We start from the raw sequence: 20,347 nt of genomic DNA, 5'->3' as shown, positions 1-20,347 counted from the left end.
CACCCTGGCTCGGCCTGAGTCAGTCCGTGCCCATCCAGCGCCGGGATGGGGCGAGCAACCCTCCCGGCGACTGAGAGGTGCTTCATGTCCCTGACCCTGGTGATCGGCAACAAGAACTACTCGTCCTGGTCGCTGCGTGCCGCGCTGGCCCTGGAACTGACCGGCGAGCCCTACGAGGAGCGGCGCATTGCCCTGCGCCAGCCGGATACCGCGCAGCGCATTGGCGAGCACTCGCCCAGTGGCCGGGTGCCGGTGCTGCTCACCGATTTCGGGCCGGTCTGGGATTCGCTGGCCATTGGTGAATACCTGGCCGAGCGCTTCCCGGAAGCCTACCTGTGGCCGCGGGGGGAATATGCCCGGGCAGTGGCCCGCTCCGTGTGCGCCGAGATGCACAGCAGTTTTGCCGCCCTGCGCGCGCATCTGCCCATGGACCTCAAGCGCGAGGCCCGCCTGGAGCACATTCCCGAGGAGGCGCAGGCCGACATCCGCCGCGTCTGCGCGCTCTGGCAGCATTGCCGGCAGCAGTTCGGCGCGGACGGTTCCTTCCTGTTCGGCCATGCCAGTCTCGCCGATGCCTTCTACGCGCCGGTAGCGGCGCGCTTTCACAGTTATCAGGTGGACCTGCCCGCCGAGGCGGCCACCTATGTCGCCACCGTCTATCAGTGGCCGGCCTTCCAGCGCTGGTACCGGGCGGCGCTGCAGGAAACGGAGACGATCTGAACGTGACGCGTATTGAAGTGGCCGCCGCGGTGATCCGTGGCGGCGATGGCCGGGTGCTGATCGCCCGGCGCCCGCTCGACAAGCACCAGGGCGGGTTGTGGGAGTTCCCCGGCGGCAAGATCGAGCCCGGCGAGACGGCCGAGGCCGCGCTCGGCCGAGAGCTGCAGGAGGAGCTGGGCATCCAGGTTCGCGCCGCCCGGCCGCTGATCCGCATCCACCACGATTACCCCGACAAGCAGGTGCTGCTGGATGTCTGGGAAGTGACCGCTTTCGACGGCGAACCCCACGGAGCCGAAGGCCAGCCCCTGGCCTGGGTGCGTCCGCAGGATCTGCCTGAGTACGAATTTCCTGCCGCCAATCGGCCGATCGTGGCGGCGGCCCGTCTGCCCGACCGCTACCTGATCACGCCCGACGGGCTTGCGCCCGACGAGCTGCTGCGCGGGCTGCGCCTGGCGGTGGAGCAGGGCGTACGTCTGGTTCAACTGCGCGCGCCGTCGATGTTCGATCCCGCCTACCGCGATCTGGCCCTGGATGCCCTGGGGCTGTGCGCCGGGCGTGCCCAGCTGATCCTCAAGGGGCCACTTGAGTGGCTGGGCGACTTTCCGGCGGCGGGCTGGCATCTGACCGCGGAGCAGTTGCGCCGCTACGCCCCCAACGGCCGGCCGTTTCCCCGCGAACGCTGGCTGGCCGCCTCCTGCCACAGCGTCGAGGAGTTGGCGCTGGCGGCGCGCATGGGTGTGGATTTTGTCACTTTGTCCCCGATTCTGCCCACGCTCAGCCACCCCGACGCCGAGCCGCTGGGCTGGGGCATGGCAAGTGAACTGACCGAGCGCTGCACCTGCCCGGTGTTCGTATTGGGCGGGCTGTCCCACGAACATCGGGCACAGGCGCGGAACATCGGAGCGCAGGGCGTCGCCGGCATCCGCGGATTCTGGCCGCTGGCCTGATTCTTGTATCCGGCGCAGCGGATGCCCGGTGCCGCCAAGATTCTGCCAAGCCGCCGACCGTTGCGCGTCGCTTCGGTCTGGCCGGTGTGCGTCGAGGCGAGCAGTAGTCTCGATCTATGGACGTGTCATGAACCCACACACTTTCAAAAGACTTGCCCTGACCCTGGGTGGCCTGGGCCTGGCGGCGGTATTCGCCTTCGCCTGGCAGAGCAAGCCGCAACCGCAACTGGCCGGCTTTGCGTTGCCCCAGACGCAGGTTGTTCCTCTGGCAGGAGATCAGCAGCCGGTGTTCGAGTCGCGCTTCGCGTCTTCGAACCTGCAGAATTTTGCGCACGCCTCGGCGATCACTGCGCTGCCCAACGGTGACCTGTTGTCGGTCTGGTTCGCCGGATCGCGCGAAGGCGCCGCCGATGTACAGATCCGCGGTGCACGTTTCGATGTCCGCAGCGGTACCTGGGGTGAGGAAATGATCCTGGCTACCCGGGAATCCACCCAGCGCGGATTGCAGAAGCACATCCGCAAGCTGGGCAACCCGGTGGTGGTGGTCACTCCGGATGAGCGCCTGTGGATGTTCTATGTATCGGTTTCCATCGGTGGCTGGGCTGCCAGCTCGATCAATGCCATGTTCTCCGATGACCTCGGCAACACCTGGTCCACTCCACGGCAATTGGTTACCTCGCCGTTCCTGAATATCAGCACGCTGGTACGTGGCGCGCCGGTCGTCCATGCCGATGGCTCGATTGGTCTGCCGGTCTATCACGAGTTTCTGGGCAAGTTCGCCGAGTACCTGTACCTGGACCGTAACGGCGAAGTGGTGGACAAGTTTCGCATCAGTCATGGCAATCATTCCCTGCAGCCGACCGTTGTGCCGCTGGACGGGCAGCGTGCGGTGGCGATGCTGCGTTACGCCGGTGATGAACTGCATCGCGTACTGGCCAGCCGTACCGAGGACGGTGGCCAGACCTGGAGCGCGCCGGTGCCACTGGCGCCGAACAACCCCAACTCGTCGCTGGCGGCGATCGTCACCCCCCGCCACGGTCTGCTGGTGGCGCTCAACGACCTGACCGAGGGCCGCTTCCGTCTCAGTCTGTACGGGGCCGATGCCGAGCTGCAGCAATGGACGCCGCTGATGGATCTGGACGAGTCCCCCGATCCGGAAGGCGACCCTGTGGACGAGGCGACCTACCAGAGCCTGCTGCGTGCCGAGTACCGACAGGCTCGCGCAGACCTCGGTGATGCTGATCTGGATGCCTTGCTTGAGCGCCACGATCGGCGCGTCTGCAAGCGCGGGCGTTGCAACCTGGAGTACGACTATCCCTACGTGATTCGCGGGGCCGACGGCCGTTACCACCTCGTGTATTCCTGGAACCACTCGTTCATCAAGCACGTGAGCTTCAATGACGCCTGGCTGGAGCAGCAACTGTGACCCTCGACTTCTGGCATATCCACCTCTGCTTCGCCCTGTTGGCGTTTCTGCTGCTGCCGCTGCGCGGCCGCCCCTGGCCACTGCAACTGGCGGTGCTGGCTGGGCTCCTCGTGCTTGGTTTCGTGCCGGTGGGTGAGCTGCCGCTGGCGCTCTACGTGCGTACGCTGATCCCCGAGCCCTCCGTTGTCGGCCTGCTGGCGCTGGTCTGGGCGGCGCTGGTTCGCCTGGAGCTGGTTGCGCCGCTGGCGGCTCGTCAGCGCTTTACGCTGTTGATAGTGTTCGGTGCGCTTGGATTGATCCTCTATCCTGCTGCCCTGGGCATCGGCCCCTTCGATCCCTACCGGTTGGGATTCAGCCCCCAGCCCATGATCCTCGCCGTTGGCGTGCTGGCGTTGGCGCTGCTGGTGAGTGGCAATCTCTTGGGCACCCTGTTGCTGAGCCTGGCCACCCTGGCCTTCGGCCTCGACCTGCTGGCTTCGGAGAACTACTGGGATTACCTGCTCGACCCCTTTGTTGCCCTGTATTGCTGGTTCGCCCTGCTGGGTCATGGGGTGCGGCGATTCAGGCGTGCCGGCCCGCGAGAACTGGCTCGCTGAACGATACCGGCCCCGCCTGCGCGGGGCTTTCGCATGTTTACCGCCGGCTGCTTTGGTCGGCGTTGGTTGGTCTTGAGGTGAAATGATGGATTGGCTGCAGTCCCGCCGCTTGCACTACTGCTTCGGCGTCGTGGCAATACTCTTCCTGTGGTTCGCCGTCCTGCGGATGGTGTTCTTCTTCGGCTTCTCCGGCCTGGACAGCAGTGCGCTGACCGATAACGGCGCGGTGCCCGAAACCCTGGGCATCGGCCTGCGCTTTGACCTGCGTCTGGCCATCCTGCTGACCTTGCCGCTGGCCGTACTGGCCTGGCTGCCGCGCTGGAACCTGACCAGCCTGCCCTGGCTGCGCTGGTTGCCGCGCCTGTACCTGGCGCTGGCACTGGCCGTGCTGATGCTGGTGTACATCATCGATTTCGGCCACTACGCCTATCTGGGCGTGCGGATCAATGCCACGGTGTTCCGCTTCCTGGGTGATATGCAGATCTCCCGCGACATGCTGTGGCAGACCTACCCGGTAGTGTGGATCAGCCTCGGCTGGGTGGTTTCGGTGGTGCTGCTGACCTTCGCCCTGGTACGCCTGGAGCGCGTGACCCTGGCCCGTCCGGCGCGTCCGCTCAAGCGCTGGTCGCGGGTATGGGGCAGCGCCCTGGTGGTCGTGCTGGTGTTCTTCGGCCTGCTGGGCCGGTTTGAGAACCTCAACCTGGAGAACCCGGTACCGCTGCGCTGGAGCGACGCGTTCTTCTCCGGTGACAACCAGGTCGCCTCCCTGGGCCTGAACCCGGTGCTGTTCCTCTATGACACTTCGAGTGTCAGCCTCCAGCCCTACGATAGCGAGGCGGTGCGCGAGCGCTACGAACTGCTGGTGAACTATTTCGGTATCCAGGAGCCGGACGCGGCGGCACTCAATCTTCGTCGCAGCCAGGACGTGCAGCCGCATGCGCTGGCGCTGGGCGAGCGCAAGCCGAACGTGGTGTTCGTGATGCTGGAGTCGCTGGGTGCCAGTGCGGTGGGCCATCACGGCAACCCGCTCAACCCCACGCCGAACATCGACCGCCTGGCCGAGGAAAGCTGGACCTTCAAGCACTTCTACGTGCCGGCGGTGGGCACCGCCAAGACCGTGTGGGCCAGCATCACCGGCATTCCGGATGTGTCCCGCGGGGAGACCTCAACGCGCAATCCGCTCATCGTCAACCAGCGGGTCCTGGTCAATGCGCTGGAGGGCTACGAGAAGTTCTACATGATCGGCGGCAACGCCGGCTGGGCGAACATGAACGCGCTGGTGCGCCAGAGCATCGATGGCGTGCGTCTGTACGAGGAAAGCTACTGGAAGTCGCCGCAGGTGGACGTCTGGGGGATCTCCGACCTGAGCCTGTTCAAGGAAGGTGACGAACTGCTGCGCGCGGTGCCGAAGGACAAACCCTTCTTTGCCTACATCCAGACCGCCGGCAACCATCGTCCCTTCACCATTCCGAAGGACAATGACGGCTTCCAGATCAGCGAGCTCACCGAAGAGCAGGTGCGTGAATACGGCTCGGTGACCAAGGCCCAGTACGAGGCGGTGCGTCTGCTGGACTTCAACATCGGCAGGCTGATGGAAATCGCCAAGGCCGGGGGCTGGTACGAGGACACCATCTTCGTGATGTTCGGTGACCACAACACCCGCATCACCCAGTTGCCGCACATGCCGCCGGCCTTCGAGAAGCTGGGCATCGAAAGCAACCACGTGCCGATGCTCATCCATGCGCCCAAGTACCTGTCTGCGCGTGTGTTCGAGGAAGCGACCGGGCTTTCGGATCTGTGGCCGACGCTGATGGGCCTGCTGGGTATCCCGTATGAAACCGGCACCATGGGCCGCGACATCCTGCAACCGACCCCTGAAGGGGAGCGCGTGGTTCCGCTGATGCTGCACGAAGGCACGTTCCCCGTGTTTGGCGGCATCACCAAGGACTTCCTGCTGCGCATGAACCACGACGGCAGCAATCCGACCCTGCACGATCTGGCGTCCCAGCAGCCGCTGGAAGACGTAGCGCAGGAGCATCCGGACGAGTTCGAGCGCCTGCGCGAGCTGACTCGCGGGCTGTACGAGGCGGCACGACTGATGCTGTATCAGAACGTGCGCGACTGATCGAACGGTGCAAACGAAAAGGCCGACAGCATGTCGGCCTTTCTCGTTTCAGGGCGTTGTCGGCAACGGCGTCATACGCCCGGCTTGGCGGCCGCCTGCCAGAGGATCTCCGCCACGTGCTGGCGCCGGGCGATTAGCCGCGCAGCGACGAACAAGAGGTCGGACAGGCGGTTCAGGTAGGCCAGCAGCTCGTTGCGCAGCGGCTCCTCGCCGTTCAGGGTCTGGCAGCGCCGCTCGGCCGCCCGCGCGGCGCTGCGGCACAGATGGGCCTGGGCAATCAGCCGCGAGCCGCCAGGCAGGATGAAGTTTTCCAGCGGACCGACTTCCTCGTTCCAGCGGTCGATGGCGTCTTCCAGGCGGGCAATTTCGCCAGCATCCAGCGCCTGGTACTCGGGCATCGCCAGCTCGCCGCCCAGGTCGAACAGCCGATGCTGGCACGGCGCGAGCACCTCGCTCAGCTCACCGAGACCGGGATGACGCTCCTGCGCTTCGTCCAGTTCGGCCAGCAGGACACCCAGGAGGCTGTTGAGGCTGTCTACCTCGCCCATCGCCTCGATGCGCGGATGGTCCTTGGGCACCCGGCGACCATCGGCCAGGCCGGTCTCGCCGGCATCGCCGGTGCGGGTGTAGATCTTGGACAAGCGGTATCCCATATGAAATCAAAGTCCCGAGCTGGTGGGCGGTTCGGCCAGCGGCAGGCGCAGGGTGAACTGCGTGCCCTGGCCGGGCATGGAGGCGACCTCCATCTGGCCCTTGTGGTTGTTGGTGATGATGAAGTAGGAAACGGACAGGCCGAGCCCGGTGCCGTCACCTACTTCCTTGGTGGTGAAGAAGGGCTCGAAGATACGCTTGCGCACCGCCTCGGGCATACCCATGCCGTTATCCTCGACCTGGATTTCCGCCCAGGGGGGGCTCAGGCGGGTGCGTATCAGGATGCGGCCGTCGTCGCGCGGGTGAATGGCCTGGGCGGCATTCTTCAGCAGGTTGAGCAGCACCTGCTCCAGTTCGTTGGCAATGCAAGGCACCTTGCCCAGTTCGGGGTCGAAATCGCGCTCGATGCGCAGGCCCTTGAAGTCGAAACCTTCGCTGAGGTCGAAATCGTTGCCGGCGATCTCCACAGCCTGGTCGATCAACTGCGGCAACGAGGCCAGCGCCATTTCGCGATTGCTGCGCCGGCTGAAGCTGAGCATGTGGCTGACGATGCGCGAGGCGCGGGTGCCGGCCCCCTGGATGCCATCCAGCAGTCGAGGGATTTCCCGCGCATCCAGGTAACGGGTGACCGCGTCCAGATCGACCCCGCAGGCCTCCGCTTGCTGACGGTTGCGCTCCAGGTCGGCAGACAGCCGTCGGCGGATGTTCTGCACGTTGTGCAGGATCGCCCCCAGCGGGTTGTTGATCTCGTGCGCCATGCCGGCCGCCAGGCCACCGACCGACAGCATCTTCTCCGATTGCACCATCGCTTCTTCCAGCGCCAGGCGCTGGGTGATGTCGTCGATGCGGATCACCACGCCCCGACCGGCGCCGCCGGCCAGCGGATAGACCGTCAGGGTGTAGTGGCGCAGCTCGTCGCCCAATGGCCAGGCGACCCGCTCGATGCGTGCCACCCGGTGCTGCTCGACCGCTTCCTGCAGTTGTGCCAGGTAGGGCTTGAGCTGCGGGAAGGCCATCAGTACCGGCTGGTTGAGGGCCTGTTCGAGGCTGGTGCCGGAGAGACGCGCGGCTTCCTTGTTCCACTGGGTGACGAACAGGTCCTGGTCCAGGGCGATCAGCGCCGAGGGCATGGAGTCGATGATGCTGTTCAGGTAGTTCTGGAAGCCGGTCAGCTGGCGCTCGATCTTGCCGCGTACCTGCACTTCCAGTTCCAGTTGGCGGTTGGAGTGGCGGGTTTCCTCGGCCAGCGAGTGGGCGCGATCGAACGCCTCGCGAGCCTCGTCGCGCGTACGCTTGAGCTGCTGTTCGCGGGCCTGCATGCGCGACAGCATGGTGTTGAAGGCTTCCGCCAGGCTGCCCAGCTCATCGCGGTTGCCGGGTGCGGCGCGCAGCGCATAGTTCTCCTGCCGGGTCACCTGGCGCGCCAGCTCTTCCAGGTTGCGCAGCGGGCGAGTCACCAGGCGGCGTACCTGGCGGTCGATGAGCAGCCAGAACAGCAGGCTGAGCGCCAGGATCGCCGCGCTGGCGCTTAGTGTGCCGGTCCAGAAGGCGCCGGGAATCTCGCTGGAGGCCACCAGCAGCAAATGGCCGGAAGGTCCCTGGGGTTGCGGCAGCGCGGTCAACTGATGGGTGTGGAACTGGCCGTTGCGCCAGGCCTGCAGCTGGGACAGGTGGGCGGGCAACTGCAGGGCGTCGTCCTCGCCGAACTGCGCCAGCCGGCGCCCCTGGCCGTCGAACAGTGCGGCAGCACGCAATGGACGGTAGCTGTGCAGCTGCCCCAGCAACTCGGCGGCGGCCTGCGGCGAGGCGAGCGCCTGCTGGCTCAAGGCGGGCGTGGCGGCCAACTGGCCGAGCGTATGCATGGCCTGGGGCGTGACGCTCTGCTGGGAAATCCAGTAGGCGGCGCTGATGAAGGTCAGGTTGGCTACCAGCAGCACGGTAGCCAGCAGCACCAGCAGGGCCGCGAGCAGTTTCCGGCCGACCGGCAGGTTGTCCAGGCGCCGTTGCAGGCTCATGGTGATTTCGCGACAGGTTGCGGTTCGGGCAGGGTAGCGGGGCTTCAGGTATCGGGCAATCCGCGCGCGCGCAGATGGGCCTGCAGGCTCTGCAACAGTGCGGTCAGCCGCGGCAGGGGCACGCCCTGCCTGAGGCCCTCGGCGCAGGCATGGCCGAGCAGGTAGCTGATCTCGGTCCGTCGTCCGGCGCCGACATCCTGGCGCATCGAGGAGCTGTTGGCGGCAGTGGCCTGGATGACCCGCTGCACCTCCTCGAACAGCCCCGCGGCTGCCTCGTCCTGGCCGCAGGCGTGCAGCAGGCCGCCCAGCTCCGTGCAGAGCCCGGCGACCTCGTCCTGGTGGGCGTCCAGCTCGCCGTTGCGACAATCGTGCAGCACCGTCAGCGGATTGATCGCGCAATTGATGGCCAGCTTGCGCCACAGACGGCTCTGGATCTGGTCGCTCCACGCGTGGGGGATGCCGGCCTGGGTCAGCTCGGCAAGCCAGGCGGGCGGGGCCGGATGATACGGGTCGCCCAGCCAGGTGGTGCCGCGCCCGGCGAACACCACCCGGAACGGGCCGTCGCGGTAGGCGCCCTCGGTGCTGGAGGCCAGGATGCAGCGCGCGCCCGGCAGCCGCTCGGTCACCTGCTGCTGACTGCCCAGGCCGTTTTGCAGCAGGATCAGTTCGGCATCCGCGGTCAGTCGGTGGGCGATGGCGTCCACGGCGGCCAGCGCGTCATAGGCCTTGCAGGCCAGCAGCAGGCGCCGGATGGGGTCAGAGGCATCGACAGTCTGGGCGGAAATCGCCAGGCGCTGTTCCCTGCCGTTCTCGACCAGGGTCAGGCCGCCCGCGTCATGGTAGGCGGCCAGCCGTTCGGCATCGCGCAGCAACAGCGTCACCGGCAGGCCGACGCGCGCCAGGCGCGTGGCCCAGAGACTGCCGAGGCTGCCGGCGCCGAGAATATGCCAGGTCATGGGAAAAGGGCCTGTGGCGGAAAAGCCCGGACGATAGCCAAATGCAGCCCGTGTGTCAGCCCAGCTGGCGGATGCGCATCTCGCCTTCCGGACTGTTCTGCGCCAGCAGTTCGCTGGCCTGGGCCAGCAACTGGTCGGGCGTTTGTGGCAGGGCGCGGCTGTCCACGCCCAGCAGGGCGATGTCCGCGTGCAGCTCGAAGGCGCCGTCGCGGGTCCGGAAGGCCTGGCGGTTGAGGTTGTCGGCCAGGCGCCGGAAGCTGTTCACCGCGCCTTCCTCCAGACGGTCGAGCAGGGCGATCAGGGCGAAATGGCCATCATCCAGGCGGGCGAGCACATCCAGCGGGCGGACCAGCTGTTGCAGGCGCCGGGCGATACCGGTCAGCAGTTCGCGATACAGCGCCTCGCCATGTCGGTCGCGCAGCCCTGGCAGCTGCGGCACGCCGATCAGCAGGAAACAGAAGGCCCCGCCACGGCTTTCCAGCTCGCGTAGGCAGTCGGCGAGCTTGAGCTGCAGGCAGCGGGTGTTGCCCAGGCCGGTGAGCGGGTCCACCTGATTGCGCTGCTCGAGGTTGGTGAAGCTCTGGGTCAACTGGTGGTTTTCCTGCAGCAGGCGCTGCAGGGTATTGCACAGCCGGTCGCCGGCCAGCACGCGCGGGATCAGTTGTTCATGGATCTTGGCCTTGCTGATGAAATCATCCACACCGCGTGCGAAGGCCTCGCCCAGATCGCTTTCGCCTTCGCGGCCGGTGAGCAGCATGATGTAGGTGTAGTGATCGGACATCTCGTCCTGCTGGCGGACCCGGGCGGTCAGCTCCAGGCCATCGATTTCCGGCATCAGCCAGTCGGCGAGCAGGATGCCCGCCGGGCGTTCCTCCAGCTGGCGCAGGGCTTCACCGGCACTGCTGGCGAAGCGGACGTCGCGGTAGCCGGCCTGGGTCAGGGCGCGGCCGATCAGGGCGCTGGAGAACTTGGTGTCGTCCACCACCAGAATGCTGACTTGAGGATTGGGCATCGGCAGGCTCGTTGGCGGTACGGCACGGGGGCCGGTTTGTGCGGCTATAATGACCGGCCCTTTTCAACCGTCAAGCCAGCCGCGTTTCGTTCCGTGAAGCCGGTCGCGACAACCTTTTGGAGGATTCCCATGCCCTCGTTCGACGTGGTTTCCGAACTGGACAAGCATGAACTGACCAATGCCGTGGACAACGCCGTGAAGGAGATCGACCGACGCTTCGACCTGCGCGGCAAATGCAGCATCGAGAGCAAGGACAAGGAGCTGACGATCACCGCCGAGGCCGAGTTCATGCTCGAGCAGGTGCTGGAGATCGTGCGGAGCAGCCTGGTCAAGCGCAAGATCGACGTGCAGTGCCTGGAAGTGAAGGATGCCTATGCGTCCGGCAAGGTGATGAAGCAGGACGTGGTGTTCCGCGAGGGCATCGACAAGGAGCTGGCCAAGAAGATCGTCGCCCACATCAAGGACGCCAAGCTCAAGGTCCAGGCGGCCATCCAGGGCGAGCAGGTGCGGGTCACCGGCAAGAAGCGCGACGATCTGCAGGAGGTCATCGCCTCGCTGCGCGGGCAGAGCTTCGACATGCCGCTGCAGTTCACCAACTTCCGTGATTGAAGAAAAAGGGCCGGTTCAACCGGCCCTTTTCGTTTATTGGCGCGCCTCGGACTCGGTCGTCGCGACCGCCTGCGCATGGCGCCGGTCCCGGCCCCATTGCAGGCCGATGAGGATCAGCGTGGGAATGCCCAGCAGGGCGGTGATGACGAAGAAGTCCTGGTAGCCGTGGCGCTCGACCAGCGCGCCCGAATAGCCACCCACCAGCCGCGGCAGCAGCAGCATGATGGAGCTCAGCAGGGCGTACTGGGTGGCGGAGAACTTGAGATTGGTCAGGCTCGACAGATAGGCCACGAAGGCTGCGGTGGCCAGGCCGCCGCTGAAGTTGTCGCAACTGATGGTGACCATCAGCATCTTCAGGTCAGGGCCGATGCTGCTGAGCAGGGCGAACATCAGGTTGGTGGCCGCCGACGCCACGCCCCCGACGAACAGGATCGGCAGGATACCGAAACGCACGATCAGCAGGCCGCCAGCCCCGGCGCCGAGCAGGGTCATCACCAGCCCGAACAGCTTGCTGATGCTGGCGATCTGTTCCTTGCTGAAGCCCAGATCGATGTAGAACACATTGGCCATTACGCCCATCACCGTATCGGACATGCGATAGGTGGCGATCAGGCCAAGCATCAGCAGCGCCTGCCAGCGATAGCGCACCACGAAATCACTGACCGGGGTGAGTACTGGCGCCAGGCTGCGCCGTCCGACGGCGGACAGGCAGGCGGCGATCAGCAGGCCGTAGAGCAGGGCGCGCAGGAAGGCGCGATCGTCGGTGAGCAGGCCGAAGGGGTTGCTGGCCAGCAGGGAGAACTCGGTGTCGTACAGCTGGGTGAACAGCGCGGGAACCGAGACCAGCAGCACGATCAGTACCAGGACCGACAGCAGCTGGCGGTGCAGGCCGTACTGGGCCGGTGCCTGATTCTGGCTCAACGGTTGCGGCTCGCGAATGACCAGGCTGGTCAGCAGGCCGGGCAGCATCAGCGCGGCGAACAGCAGGTAGGTGCCACGCCAGGCGCCGAAATGGTATTCGCCGCCTGTGGAGCCGAACCAGCTGGCGAAGTACAGCGCGCCGGCAGTGGCCAGCAGGGCGGCCACCCGGTAGCCGGCCATGTAGCTGGCCGCCAGCGCGGCCTGGCGGCTGTCCTCGGCGACTTCCAGGCGGTAGGCATCGATGGCGATGTCCTGGGTTGCCGAGGCGAAAGCCACCAGCACCGCCAGGGCGATCAACCAGGCCAGGTGCTGCTGCGGATCGAACAACGCCATGCCGACCAGGCCGAGCATCACCAGGCACTGGGACAGCACCAGCCAGGAGCGGCGCCGGCCCAGGCGGCCGAGCAGGGGTAGGCGCCACTGGTCGAGCATCGGCGCCCACACCCATTTGAAGGCGTAGGCCAGGCCGATCAGGCTGGCGAAGCCGATGGCCTGCAGCGACACGCCGGCTTCGCGCAGCCACACCGAGAGGGTGGCGAACACCAGCATGTAGGGCAGGCCGGCGGCAAAGCCGAGCAGCAGCAGGGCCAGGGTGGCCGGGCTGGCATAGGCGGCGAGGGCGTCACGCCAGGTGCGTTTGGTCATGGAAGGGTGAGGCAGGCGTCAGGAAGGCTGCATCTAACCGCAGTTTTCCTCCGGATGCCAGCCGTGCCGACGCAAGTCCACGCGGTTCCCATCCAATAGCAGGCCTTCATCACGCAGGCGGGCACGCTGTTCGTCGCCCGCTGGGCTGCTGGCGGGCAGGCTCAGGCGTCCGCCCGCAGCCAGTACCCGGTGCCAGGGCAGGCGCGTCTCGTCCGGCAGTTGCGCCAGGGTGCGTCCGACCCAGCGCGCAGCGCGTCCCAGACCCGCCAGCTGGGCCAGTTGGCCATAGGTCACTACCTTGCCGGCCGGTACCTGGGCAAGGACGGCATAGAGCGCTTCGCGGCGGGTCTGGGGTGTATCGAATTCAGGTTCGGTCATTCGGGCCTCGTGACAGCGGGCAGGGGGACGAACGGCTACGCCCGTCGGTCGGGGGTGCGTCGTCTCGCTCAAGGCAGGATAATGCCGCGCTTGTGCAGAGATTTTGACGAAGTTTTCCGATGACGTTGTTCCGAAGTGTTGTATGCGTAGTCGCGCTGGGCTGCGCGCTGCCCGCGCTGGGCGATACCGTCTGGCTGAAGAATGGCGATCGCCTGACCGGCATTATCAAGGCGTTCGACGGTGGCAAGTTGGTTCTCCAGACGCCGTACAGTGGCGAGCTGTCGATCAGTTGGTCGAGCGTGGCGACCCTCGAAAGCGACCAGGCGGTGATGGTCAAGCAGAGCCGCTACGAGGGCGAGGTCGCCCGCTCCCTGCAAAGTGCCGAGGAGGGCCATGTGACCCTGGCCAACGGCGAGCGCCCGCGGACCGTGCCGCTGTCCAGCATCCAGCAGATCCTCAGGCCCAAGCCGCTGCTCACCGACCTGAGCTGGAAGGGCTCGGTGGATGTGGCCTTCAACTACAAGGATGGCGCGAGCCAGACGGAAGACCATAACGTCAAGCTCGCCACGTCGGCCCGCCACGGTCGCTGGCGGCACAATGCCGGGGCCGAGTACAACCGCGAGCTGAGCAATGACGTCGAGGTCGAGGACAACTACGATCTGGAGTACGCGCTCGACCATTTCGTCAGCGATCAATGGTTCTGGCAGGGTCGTTTCGACTACCAGCGCGACAACCTCGGCGACATCGAGCGCCAACGCCAGCTGGGTAGCGGCCCCGGTTACCAGTTCTGGGACAACGAGCTGGGCGCCTTCTCGCTGGCCTCGCTGATCAACCGCAGCGATTACGACTATGCCAACGGTGAGAACGACAGCTTTCTGTCGGTGGGGCTGAAATGGCAGTACAACCGCTACCTGCTGGGCAAGCGCTTCGAGTTGTACAGCAAGGGCGAGGTCGGCAAGCCGCTGGACAGCGTGGCCGACTACTCGCTGGACGCCGAGGCGGGGGTTCGCTACCGGGTCACCGACTGGGCGTGGCTGAACTTGCGCGCCGAGAAGGACATGGTCAAGGGCGGCAAGGACAATGCCAGCCTGAACGAGCAGCGCTACCTGTTCGGGGTTGGCGTCGGTTGGTGATGTGCCGGCTCCGCGGGAGCCGGCAGCGGGAGGACGGGATTACAGGCGCAGGCCGCCGTCCAGCTCCAGGATGCGACCGGTGAAGTAGTCGTTCTCCAGGATGTAGGCCACCGAGTGGGCGATTTCCTTCGGCTGGCCGAGGCGCTGCAGCGGAATGCCCGAGGTCATCTTGGCCAGGGCTTCGGGTTTCATGCTGGCGACCATCTCGGTCTCGATGAAGCCCGGCGCAACACCACCCACGCGGATGCCGTAACGCGCCAGCTCCTTGGCCCACACCACGGTATCGGCCGCCACGCCGGCCTTGGCGGCCGAGTAGTTGGCTTGGCCCATGTTGCCGGCCCGGGAGATCGAGGAAATGTTGACGATCGCCCCCTGGCACTTCAGCTCGATCATCTTGGCCGCCACCTCGCGGGTGCACAGGAACACGCCGGTCAGGTTCACGTCGATCACCGACTGCCACTGGGCCAGGCTCATCTTGCTCAGCTCGCCGTCCTTGACCTTGATGGTCAGCCCGTCGCGCAGGATGCCGGCGTTGTTCACCAGGCCGTGCAGGGCGCCAAAGTCGGCAGCCACCCGGGCGACCATGCCGGTGACCTGCTCTTCATTGGCCACGTTGCACAGGTAGGCGCGCGCTTCGCCACCGGCCTTCTGGCAGGCCGCCACGGCCTCGTCCAGCTTCTCCTGGTTGAGGTCGACCAGCGCCAGCCGGGCGCCGCGGGCCGCCAGGTACTCGCCCATGGCGCGCCCCAGGCCCTGACCGCCGCCGGTGATGATGATGACTTTGTCCTTGAGTTCCATGTTGTGCCCCTTGAAGTACTGCGGGTGGTTGCCTCGCGCGGGTGGCCAGCGGCTATGCTGGGCCTCCCCATCCGTTTCCCACGGGTTCAGCGAGGAGTCGAAATGAGTGCCAAGGCCGCGAAGCATGCCCGAGAACTGCTGCTCAAGGAATACCGTGGCATGTTGGCCACCCACTCCAAAAAGATGCCGGGCTTCCCGTTCGGTTCCGTCGTGCCCTATTGCCTGGATGCCGACGGGCGGCCGCTGCTGCTGATCAGCCGCATCGCTCAGCACACCCACAATTTGCAGGCCGATGGGCGCTGTTCGCTGCTGATCGGGGAGCGTGATGCCGAGGATATCCAGGCCGCCGGCCGGCTGACCCTGCTTGCCGAGGCTCGGCAGTTGCATGAAGAAGGGGCCATCGAGGCGGCCGCCGCGCGCTACTACCGCTATTTTCCCCAGTCGCGGGATTACCATCGCATCCATGACTTCGATTTCTGGGTGCTCGAGCCGGTGCGCTGGCGCTTTATCGGCGGCTTCGGGTCGATTCACTGGCTGGAGGCCGTTTCCCAGGCCAATCCCTTTGCTGGCGAGGTGGAGCAGGGCATGCTGGCGCACATGAACCGCGATCACGCCGCAGCGATCGACCATTACCTGTCCCTGGCGGGCATTCCGGGTGAGGCTGCGGAGATGGTCGGCATTGATGCCGAGGGTTTCCACCTGCGCGTCGGGTCGCGGCTGCACTGGCTTCCGTTCCCAACATCCTGTAACAGTCCGTTGGAGGTTCGTCAGGCCCTGGTGCAGCTGGCGCGGGCCGCGCAATGGCCGGAACGGGACGAACGCAGCGGTTGAATTCCCGGCCCCGCACCGTCATCTAATGGGCATTCGGAGCGTTGCTCCCCTTTCAGAGAAGTTGTGATGCGTGTCTTTCTGTTGCTGTTCCTGCTGTTTCCCCTGCTCGAACTGGCCGTGATGATCAAGGTTGGCGGCTCCATCGGGGTGCTGGGCGTGCTTCTGCTGATCATCGGCGCAGGCATTCTCGGCGTCATGTTGATCCGCGTGGCCGGACCGGCCATGGCCCTGCGCGCCCGCGAGCGCCTGGCGCGGGGCGAGATGCCGGAAGCTGCCATGCTCGAAGGCCTTATGCTGGCCGTCGGTGGCCTATTGCTGCTGTTCCCCGGTTTCATTAGCGACGTGCTGGCGGTGGTCTGCTTGCTGCCGATGACCCGCAACCTGCTGCTGCGCAAGCTGCGCCAGAAGGCCGAGGAGCAGGCGCGCCGTCAGCGCGCCTTCGCCGATGACCTGGCAGCGCGCCAGTCGCAGCGCACCAACGTCATCGACGGCGAGTACAAGCGCCACGACCGCTGACGTTCCTCCGGGGTGAAATTTTCTTCATCCCCGCCCTTGAAATGCGCTTGCCTGTCCCTATCTAGCTGTCACCGCAAGGTTTCTGCTTCGGCAGAGCAGTTTTCGCGGCGCGCCAGGGGCGCGCCGCTCCGGCCTCGCCGGAATCACTAACGGGTCGGTGGGTTCACCGGCTGCAAGCAACTACTTGGGAGAAATCGACAATGGCACTTCGTCCCCTGCATGACCGCGTCGTCATCCGTCGCAGCGAAGAAGAAAGCAAAACCGCTGGCGGCATCGTGCTGCCGGGCTCGGCCGCCGAGAAGCCGAACCGCGGTGAAGTCGTTGCCGTAGGCGCTGGTCGCGTTCTGGACAATGGAGACGTTCGCCCGCTGGCCGTGAAGGTCGGTGACAAGGTGGTGTTCGGCCCCTATTCCGGCAGCAACGCCATCAAGGTTGACGGCGAAGAACTGCTGGTGATGAGCGAGAACGAGATCCTCGCCGTCATCGAAGGCTGATACCCGCTTACGCATTCATCCCTGTAACGAATTCGAGGAAAGAACATGGCTGCCAAAGACGTAAAGTTCGGTGATTCCGCCCGCAAGAAGATGCTCACCGGTGTCAACACCCTGGCCGACGCGGTCAAGGCCACCCTCGGCCCGAAGGGCCGCAACGTGGTGCTCGAGCGCAGCTTCGGCGCGCCGCTGATCACCAAGGACGGCGTGTCCGTCGCCAAGGAAATCGAACTCAAGGACAAGATCGAGAACATCGGCGCCCAGTTGGTGAAGGACGTGGCCTCCCGCGCCAACGACCAGGCCGGTGACGGCACCACCACCGCCACCGTGCTGGCCCAGGCCATCGTCACCGAAGGCCTGAAGTCCGTGGCCGCCGGCCTGAACCCGATGGACCTCAAGCGCGGCATCGACAAGGCCACCGCTGCCGTAGTCGCCGAGCTGAAGAACCTGTCCAAGCCCTGCGCCGACAGCAAGGCCATCGCCCAGGTAGGCACCATCTCCGCCAACTCCGACGACTCCATCGGCAACATCATTGCCGAAGCCATGGACAAGGTTGGCAAGGAAGGCGTGATCACCGTTGAAGAAGGCTCGGGCCTGGAGAACGAACTGTCCGTGGTCGAAGGCATGCAGTTCGACCGTGGCTACCTGTCGCCCTACTTCATCAACAAGCCGGACACCATGGTGGCCGAGCTGGACAACCCGCTGCTGCTGCTGGTCGACAAGAAGGTCTCCAACATCCGCGAACTGCTGCCGGTGCTGGAAGCCGTGGCCAAGTCCGGCCGTCCGCTGCTGATCGTTGCCGAAGACGTGGAAGGCGAAGCCCTGGCCACTCTGGTGGTCAACAACATGCGCGGCATCGTCAAGGTTGCTGCCGTGAAGGCGCCGGGCTTCGGCGATCGCCGCAAGGCCATGCTGCAGGACATTGCCATCCTCACCGGCGGTACCGTGATCAGCGAAGAAGTCGGCCTGAGCCTGGAAGGCGCCACCCTGGAGCACCTGGGTAACGCCAAGCGCGTGGTCCTGTCCAAGGAAAACACCACCATCATCGACGGTGCCGGCGCGCAGGCCGACATCGAAGCTCGCGTGGCGCAGATCCGCAAGCAGATCGAAGAAACCACCTCCGACTACGACAAGGAAAAGCTGCAGGAGCGTCTGGCCAAGCTGGCGGGCGGCGTTGCGGTGATCAAGGTTGGCGCAGCCACCGAAGTCGAAATGAAGGAGAAGAAGGCTCGCGTCGAAGACGCCCTGCACGCTACCCGTGCGGCCGTCGAAGAAGGCGTGGTGCCCGGCGGCGGTGTGGCCCTGGTGCGCTGCCTGAGCGCCATCGCTGGCCTCAAGGGTGTCAACGAGGAGCAGGACGCCGGTATCAACATCCTGCGTCGCGCCATCGAAGCGCCGCTGCGCCAGATCGTCACCAACGCCGGTGACGAAGCATCCGTGGTGCTGGACAAGGTCAAGCAGGGCTCCGGCAACTTCGGCTACAACGCCGCGACCGGCGAGTACGGCGACATGATCGAGATGGGTATCCTCGATCCGGCCAAGGTGACCCGCAGCGCGCTGCAGGCTGCAGCGTCCATCGCCGGCCTGATGATCACCACCGAAGCTGTGGTGGCCGACCTGCCGGAAGACAAGCCGGCTCCGGCCATGCCCGACATGGGCGGTATGGGTGGCATGGGCGGCATGATGTAAGCCGACCGGTCCCAAGCGCTGTATTGAAAGCCCCGCCTTGTGCGGGGCTTTTCTTTTTTGCGTGGCAGGCCCGCGAGGAATCCGGGCCGGTGGACTACGTTCAGAAGCGAATGCATCGCCGCGAGCGCCCGCCATGTCCGATACCTTCTCCTTCCTGCTCGGCAGCGACCCGACCGGCCAGCCAGTCGGCCAGCCGCTGCGCCTGACCAACCGCCATGGGCTGATCGCCGGCGCCACCGGCACCGGGAAGACCGTCACCTTGCAGCGCTTGGTGGAAAACTTCAGCGATGCCGGCGTGGCGGTGTTCGCCACCGACATCAAGGGCGACCTGTGCGGCCTGGGTGTGGCCGGCCAGCCGACTGGCAAGGTCGCCGAACGCATTGCCAGCATGCCCTGGCTGGCGCACCAGCCGAAGGCCTATCCGGTAACGCTCTGGGATATCCAGGGTCGCAGCGGTCATCCGCTGCGCACCACCTTGAGCGAAATCGGCCCGTTGCTGCTCGGCAACCTGCTGGAGCTGACCGACAGCCAGCAGGCCGCGCTGTACGCGGCCTATCGGGTCGCCGACCGGGAAGGCCTGCTGCTGCTCGATCTCAAGGATCTCAAGGCCCTGCTGAACTACCTCCAGGTCAATCCGCAGGCGCTGGGCGAGGATGCGGCGCTGTTCACCCGGGCTTCCGCCCAGGCGCTGCTACGCCGCTTGGCCAGCCTGGAGCAGCAGGGCGCCGAGGCGCTGTTCGGCGAGCCGGCCCTGCAACTGGAAGACCTGTTGCGCCCGACCGCCGATGGACGCGGCATGGTTCACCTGCTGGATGCCCGGGGACTGGTGCATGACGCCCCGCGGGTCTATGCGACCTTCCTGCTCTGGCTGCTGGCCGAACTGTTCGAGCAACTACCCGAGCGTGGCGACGCCGAGCGACCGCTGCTGGCGCTGTTCTTCGACGAGGCGCACCTGCTGTTCAACGACACGCCCCGTGCCTTGCAGGAGCGCCTGGAACAGGTGGTGCGGCTGATCCGCTCGCGCGGCGTCGGGGTGTATTTCGTCACCCAGTCGCCCGGTGATCTGCCGGATACCGTGCTCGGCCAGCTGGGCCTGCGTATCCAGCACGCGCTGCGCGCCTACACGGTGCGCGAGCAGAAGGCCCTGCGGGCGGTGGCCCAGGGCTTTCGCCCCAACCCGCACATCGACACCCTGGCGACACTGACCGAGCTGGGCATCGGCGAGGCGCTGGTGGGTACGCTGGACGAGAAGGGCACGCCGGCACCGGTGCAGCGCGTGGCGATCGCGCCGCCGCAATCGCGCATCGGTCCGCTTGGCGAGAATGAACGCGCCCGGCTGCTGAGTGACTCGGCGTTGGCCGGTCGTTACGAACGAACCCTGGATCGCGAGTCGGCCTACGAACTGCTGGCGGAACGGGCAGACGATGCGGCCCGGGTGAAGGAAGCGAGCAGCGCATCCGCGTCGCCGGTGACCGATATGCTGGGTGACTTCCTGCAGCGCACGGTACAAAGTGCCGTACGGCAAACGGCCAGCCAGCTGGGGCGGCAACTGGTGCGCGGCCTGCTGGGTTCGCTGCGTGGCAGTGGCAAACGCTGAATCAGTTGCTGGTTTTGCCAGCCTGCTCCTCGGCGGCCTTGCGCAGGTCCTTTTCCATGCGCTCCAGTTCGCGCTGGAAAACCTGGTCGGAAACGGTGGATTTCTTTCGCCAGGGCTTGCGGCCCGGGTCCGGCTGGGCGGCGTAGGTGATCACTTCTCCGCCGTACACATCCTTATATCGGTTGGCCTGGCGTTCGAGTTCGGCACGCAGCTCTTCTTTGGTCACGAGTTACCTGTTTGCGATAAACATTGATTGGGATGACGGACACAGTGACAACCGGCGGAAAAGTT

At 65.8% G+C, this 20,347-nt stretch carries 20 protein-coding genes; 12 read left to right on the top strand and 8 right to left on the bottom strand.

All coding sequences use genetic code 11. The features are described from left to right. Window positions 1-84 precede the first annotated feature (84 nt). The 5 genes from PT85_RS08755 to PT85_RS08735 all read left to right on the top strand — a co-directional run bounded on the left by PT85_RS08755 (window position 85) and on the right by PT85_RS08735 (window position 5,814). Window positions 85-720, top strand: coding sequence for a glutathione S-transferase family protein (locus tag PT85_RS08755; protein WP_039606461.1), 636 nt, complete (start codon window positions 85-87; stop codon window positions 718-720). Window positions 721-722: 2 nt separating this feature from the next. After that, complete coding sequence (locus PT85_RS08750) at window positions 723-1,667, top strand: Nudix family hydrolase (RefSeq protein ID WP_039606460.1); 945 nt, start codon at window positions 723-725, stop codon at window positions 1,665-1,667. A gap of 127 nt (window positions 1,668-1,794) precedes the next feature. Continuing rightward, on the top strand, window positions 1,795-3,093 hold the full coding sequence (locus PT85_RS08745) for a sialidase family protein (RefSeq protein WP_051587454.1): 1,299 nt from the start codon (window positions 1,795-1,797) through the stop codon (window positions 3,091-3,093). Next, entirely contained in the window at window positions 3,090-3,689 is a 600-nt protein-coding gene (locus PT85_RS08740; RefSeq protein ID WP_027590763.1) for a hypothetical protein, read from the top strand. The genes PT85_RS08745 and PT85_RS08740 overlap by 4 nt, the downstream gene beginning before the upstream one ends. 85 nt (window positions 3,690-3,774) lie before the next feature. After that, window positions 3,775-5,814, top strand: a complete 2,040-nt coding sequence (locus tag PT85_RS08735) for an LTA synthase family protein (RefSeq protein ID WP_039606496.1) — start codon at window positions 3,775-3,777, stop codon at window positions 5,812-5,814. Between the two features lie 71 nt (window positions 5,815-5,885). Here PT85_RS08735 and PT85_RS08730 read toward each other — a convergent pair whose 3' ends face one another. Genes PT85_RS08730 through PT85_RS08715 form a run of 4 tightly spaced genes read right to left on the bottom strand, consistent with a single transcriptional unit; the run spans window position 5,886 to window position 10,448 of the window. Beyond that, the gene (locus tag PT85_RS08730) at window positions 5,886-6,467 is read right to left on the bottom strand and encodes a cob(I)yrinic acid a,c-diamide adenosyltransferase (RefSeq protein ID WP_027590765.1); all 582 of its coding nucleotides are present in this window, start codon (window positions 6,465-6,467) and stop codon (window positions 5,886-5,888) included. Between the two features lie 6 nt (window positions 6,468-6,473). Further along, window positions 6,474-8,480: an ATP-binding protein gene (locus PT85_RS08725; protein ID WP_039606459.1), complete on the bottom strand. Its 2,007-nt coding sequence runs from the start codon at window positions 8,478-8,480 to the stop codon at window positions 6,474-6,476. A gap of 44 nt (window positions 8,481-8,524) precedes the next feature. Further along, entirely contained in the window at window positions 8,525-9,436 is a 912-nt protein-coding gene (locus tag PT85_RS08720; RefSeq protein ID WP_027590767.1) for a putative 2-dehydropantoate 2-reductase, read from the bottom strand. Between the two features lie 55 nt (window positions 9,437-9,491). Continuing rightward, window positions 9,492-10,448: a GGDEF domain-containing response regulator gene (locus tag PT85_RS08715; protein WP_051587455.1), complete on the bottom strand. Its 957-nt coding sequence runs from the start codon at window positions 10,446-10,448 to the stop codon at window positions 9,492-9,494. Window positions 10,449-10,577: 129 nt separating this feature from the next. Between PT85_RS08715 and PT85_RS08710 the strand changes: the two genes are divergently transcribed. Further along, window positions 10,578-11,057, top strand: a complete 480-nt coding sequence (locus PT85_RS08710) for a YajQ family cyclic di-GMP-binding protein (RefSeq protein ID WP_027590768.1) — start codon at window positions 10,578-10,580, stop codon at window positions 11,055-11,057. A gap of 33 nt (window positions 11,058-11,090) precedes the next feature. Here PT85_RS08710 and PT85_RS08705 read toward each other — a convergent pair whose 3' ends face one another. Then, on the bottom strand, window positions 11,091-12,623 hold the full coding sequence (locus PT85_RS08705) for an AmpG family muropeptide MFS transporter (protein WP_027590769.1): 1,533 nt from the start codon (window positions 12,621-12,623) through the stop codon (window positions 11,091-11,093). 33 nt (window positions 12,624-12,656) lie between these two features. Then, entirely contained in the window at window positions 12,657-13,001 is a 345-nt protein-coding gene (locus tag PT85_RS08700) for an MGMT family protein (RefSeq protein WP_039606458.1), read from the bottom strand. A 119-nt stretch (window positions 13,002-13,120) separates the two neighbouring features. On the opposite strand from PT85_RS08700, the gene PT85_RS08695 reads away from it, so the two are divergent. Then, window positions 13,121-14,134: a DUF481 domain-containing protein gene (locus PT85_RS08695; protein WP_039606457.1), complete on the top strand. Its 1,014-nt coding sequence runs from the start codon at window positions 13,121-13,123 to the stop codon at window positions 14,132-14,134. 39 nt (window positions 14,135-14,173) lie between these two features. Here PT85_RS08695 and PT85_RS08690 read toward each other — a convergent pair whose 3' ends face one another. Next, the gene (locus PT85_RS08690) at window positions 14,174-14,932 is read right to left on the bottom strand and encodes an SDR family oxidoreductase (RefSeq protein ID WP_027590772.1); all 759 of its coding nucleotides are present in this window, start codon (window positions 14,930-14,932) and stop codon (window positions 14,174-14,176) included. Window positions 14,933-15,034: 102 nt separating this feature from the next. On the opposite strand from PT85_RS08690, the gene PT85_RS08685 reads away from it, so the two are divergent. The 5 genes from PT85_RS08685 (at window position 15,035) to PT85_RS08665 (ending at window position 20,056) form a co-directional block, all read left to right on the top strand. After that, entirely contained in the window at window positions 15,035-15,763 is a 729-nt protein-coding gene (locus PT85_RS08685; protein WP_039606456.1) for a HugZ family pyridoxamine 5'-phosphate oxidase, read from the top strand. Between the two features lie 66 nt (window positions 15,764-15,829). Next, window positions 15,830-16,279, top strand: coding sequence for an FxsA family protein (locus PT85_RS08680; RefSeq protein WP_027590774.1), 450 nt, complete (start codon window positions 15,830-15,832; stop codon window positions 16,277-16,279). Window positions 16,280-16,479: 200 nt separating this feature from the next. Continuing rightward, complete coding sequence (locus PT85_RS08675) at window positions 16,480-16,773, top strand: co-chaperone GroES (protein WP_039560726.1); 294 nt, start codon at window positions 16,480-16,482, stop codon at window positions 16,771-16,773. Between the two features lie 45 nt (window positions 16,774-16,818). Continuing rightward, complete coding sequence (gene groL, locus PT85_RS08670) at window positions 16,819-18,459, top strand: chaperonin GroEL (RefSeq protein WP_027590776.1); 1,641 nt, start codon at window positions 16,819-16,821, stop codon at window positions 18,457-18,459. A gap of 133 nt (window positions 18,460-18,592) precedes the next feature. Continuing rightward, window positions 18,593-20,056: a helicase HerA-like domain-containing protein gene (locus PT85_RS08665; RefSeq protein WP_039606455.1), complete on the top strand. Its 1,464-nt coding sequence runs from the start codon at window positions 18,593-18,595 to the stop codon at window positions 20,054-20,056. Window position 20,057: 1 nt separating this feature from the next. On the opposite strand, the gene PT85_RS08660 is transcribed toward PT85_RS08665, so the two are convergent. Continuing rightward, window positions 20,058-20,282 (bottom strand): hypothetical protein, encoded by a 225-nt coding sequence (locus PT85_RS08660; RefSeq protein ID WP_027590778.1) that lies wholly within the window; start codon window positions 20,280-20,282, stop codon window positions 20,058-20,060. Window positions 20,283-20,347: the final 65 nt, after the last annotated feature.

Origin of the sequence: Pseudomonas flexibilis (genome assembly GCF_000806415.1) — a bacterium.
GTDB lineage: Bacteria > Pseudomonadota > Gammaproteobacteria > Pseudomonadales > Pseudomonadaceae > Serpens > Serpens flexibilis.
This window is presented reverse-complemented; position numbering and strand designations above follow the sequence as displayed.

Coding starts and splice junctions, on each gene's coding strand:
- PT85_RS08755 (WP_039606461.1), top strand. CDS start 85: ATGTCCCTGACCCTGGTGATCGGCAACAAGAACTACTCGTCCTGGTCG.
- PT85_RS08745 (WP_051587454.1), top strand. CDS start 1,795: ATGAACCCACACACTTTCAAAAGACTTGCCCTGACCCTGGGTGGCCTG.
- PT85_RS08735 (WP_039606496.1), top strand. CDS start 3,775: ATGGATTGGCTGCAGTCCCGCCGCTTGCACTACTGCTTCGGCGTCGTG.
- PT85_RS08730 (WP_027590765.1), bottom strand. CDS start 6,467: ATGGGATACCGCTTGTCCAAGATCTACACCCGCACCGGCGATGCCGGC.
- PT85_RS08725 (WP_039606459.1), bottom strand. CDS start 8,480: ATGAGCCTGCAACGGCGCCTGGACAACCTGCCGGTCGGCCGGAAACTG.
- PT85_RS08720 (WP_027590767.1), bottom strand. CDS start 9,436: ATGACCTGGCATATTCTCGGCGCCGGCAGCCTCGGCAGTCTCTGGGCC.
- PT85_RS08715 (WP_051587455.1), bottom strand. CDS start 10,448: ATGCCCAATCCTCAAGTCAGCATTCTGGTGGTGGACGACACCAAGTTC.
- PT85_RS08710 (WP_027590768.1), top strand. CDS start 10,578: ATGCCCTCGTTCGACGTGGTTTCCGAACTGGACAAGCATGAACTGACC.
- PT85_RS08705 (WP_027590769.1), bottom strand. CDS start 12,623: ATGACCAAACGCACCTGGCGTGACGCCCTCGCCGCCTATGCCAGCCCG.
- PT85_RS08700 (WP_039606458.1), bottom strand. CDS start 13,001: ATGACCGAACCTGAATTCGATACACCCCAGACCCGCCGCGAAGCGCTC.
- PT85_RS08695 (WP_039606457.1), top strand. CDS start 13,121: ATGACGTTGTTCCGAAGTGTTGTATGCGTAGTCGCGCTGGGCTGCGCG.
- PT85_RS08690 (WP_027590772.1), bottom strand. CDS start 14,932: ATGGAACTCAAGGACAAAGTCATCATCATCACCGGCGGCGGTCAGGGC.
- PT85_RS08685 (WP_039606456.1), top strand. CDS start 15,035: ATGAGTGCCAAGGCCGCGAAGCATGCCCGAGAACTGCTGCTCAAGGAA.
- PT85_RS08680 (WP_027590774.1), top strand. CDS start 15,830: ATGCGTGTCTTTCTGTTGCTGTTCCTGCTGTTTCCCCTGCTCGAACTG.
- PT85_RS08675 (WP_039560726.1), top strand. CDS start 16,480: ATGGCACTTCGTCCCCTGCATGACCGCGTCGTCATCCGTCGCAGCGAA.
- groL (WP_027590776.1), top strand. CDS start 16,819: ATGGCTGCCAAAGACGTAAAGTTCGGTGATTCCGCCCGCAAGAAGATG.
- PT85_RS08665 (WP_039606455.1), top strand. CDS start 18,593: ATGTCCGATACCTTCTCCTTCCTGCTCGGCAGCGACCCGACCGGCCAG.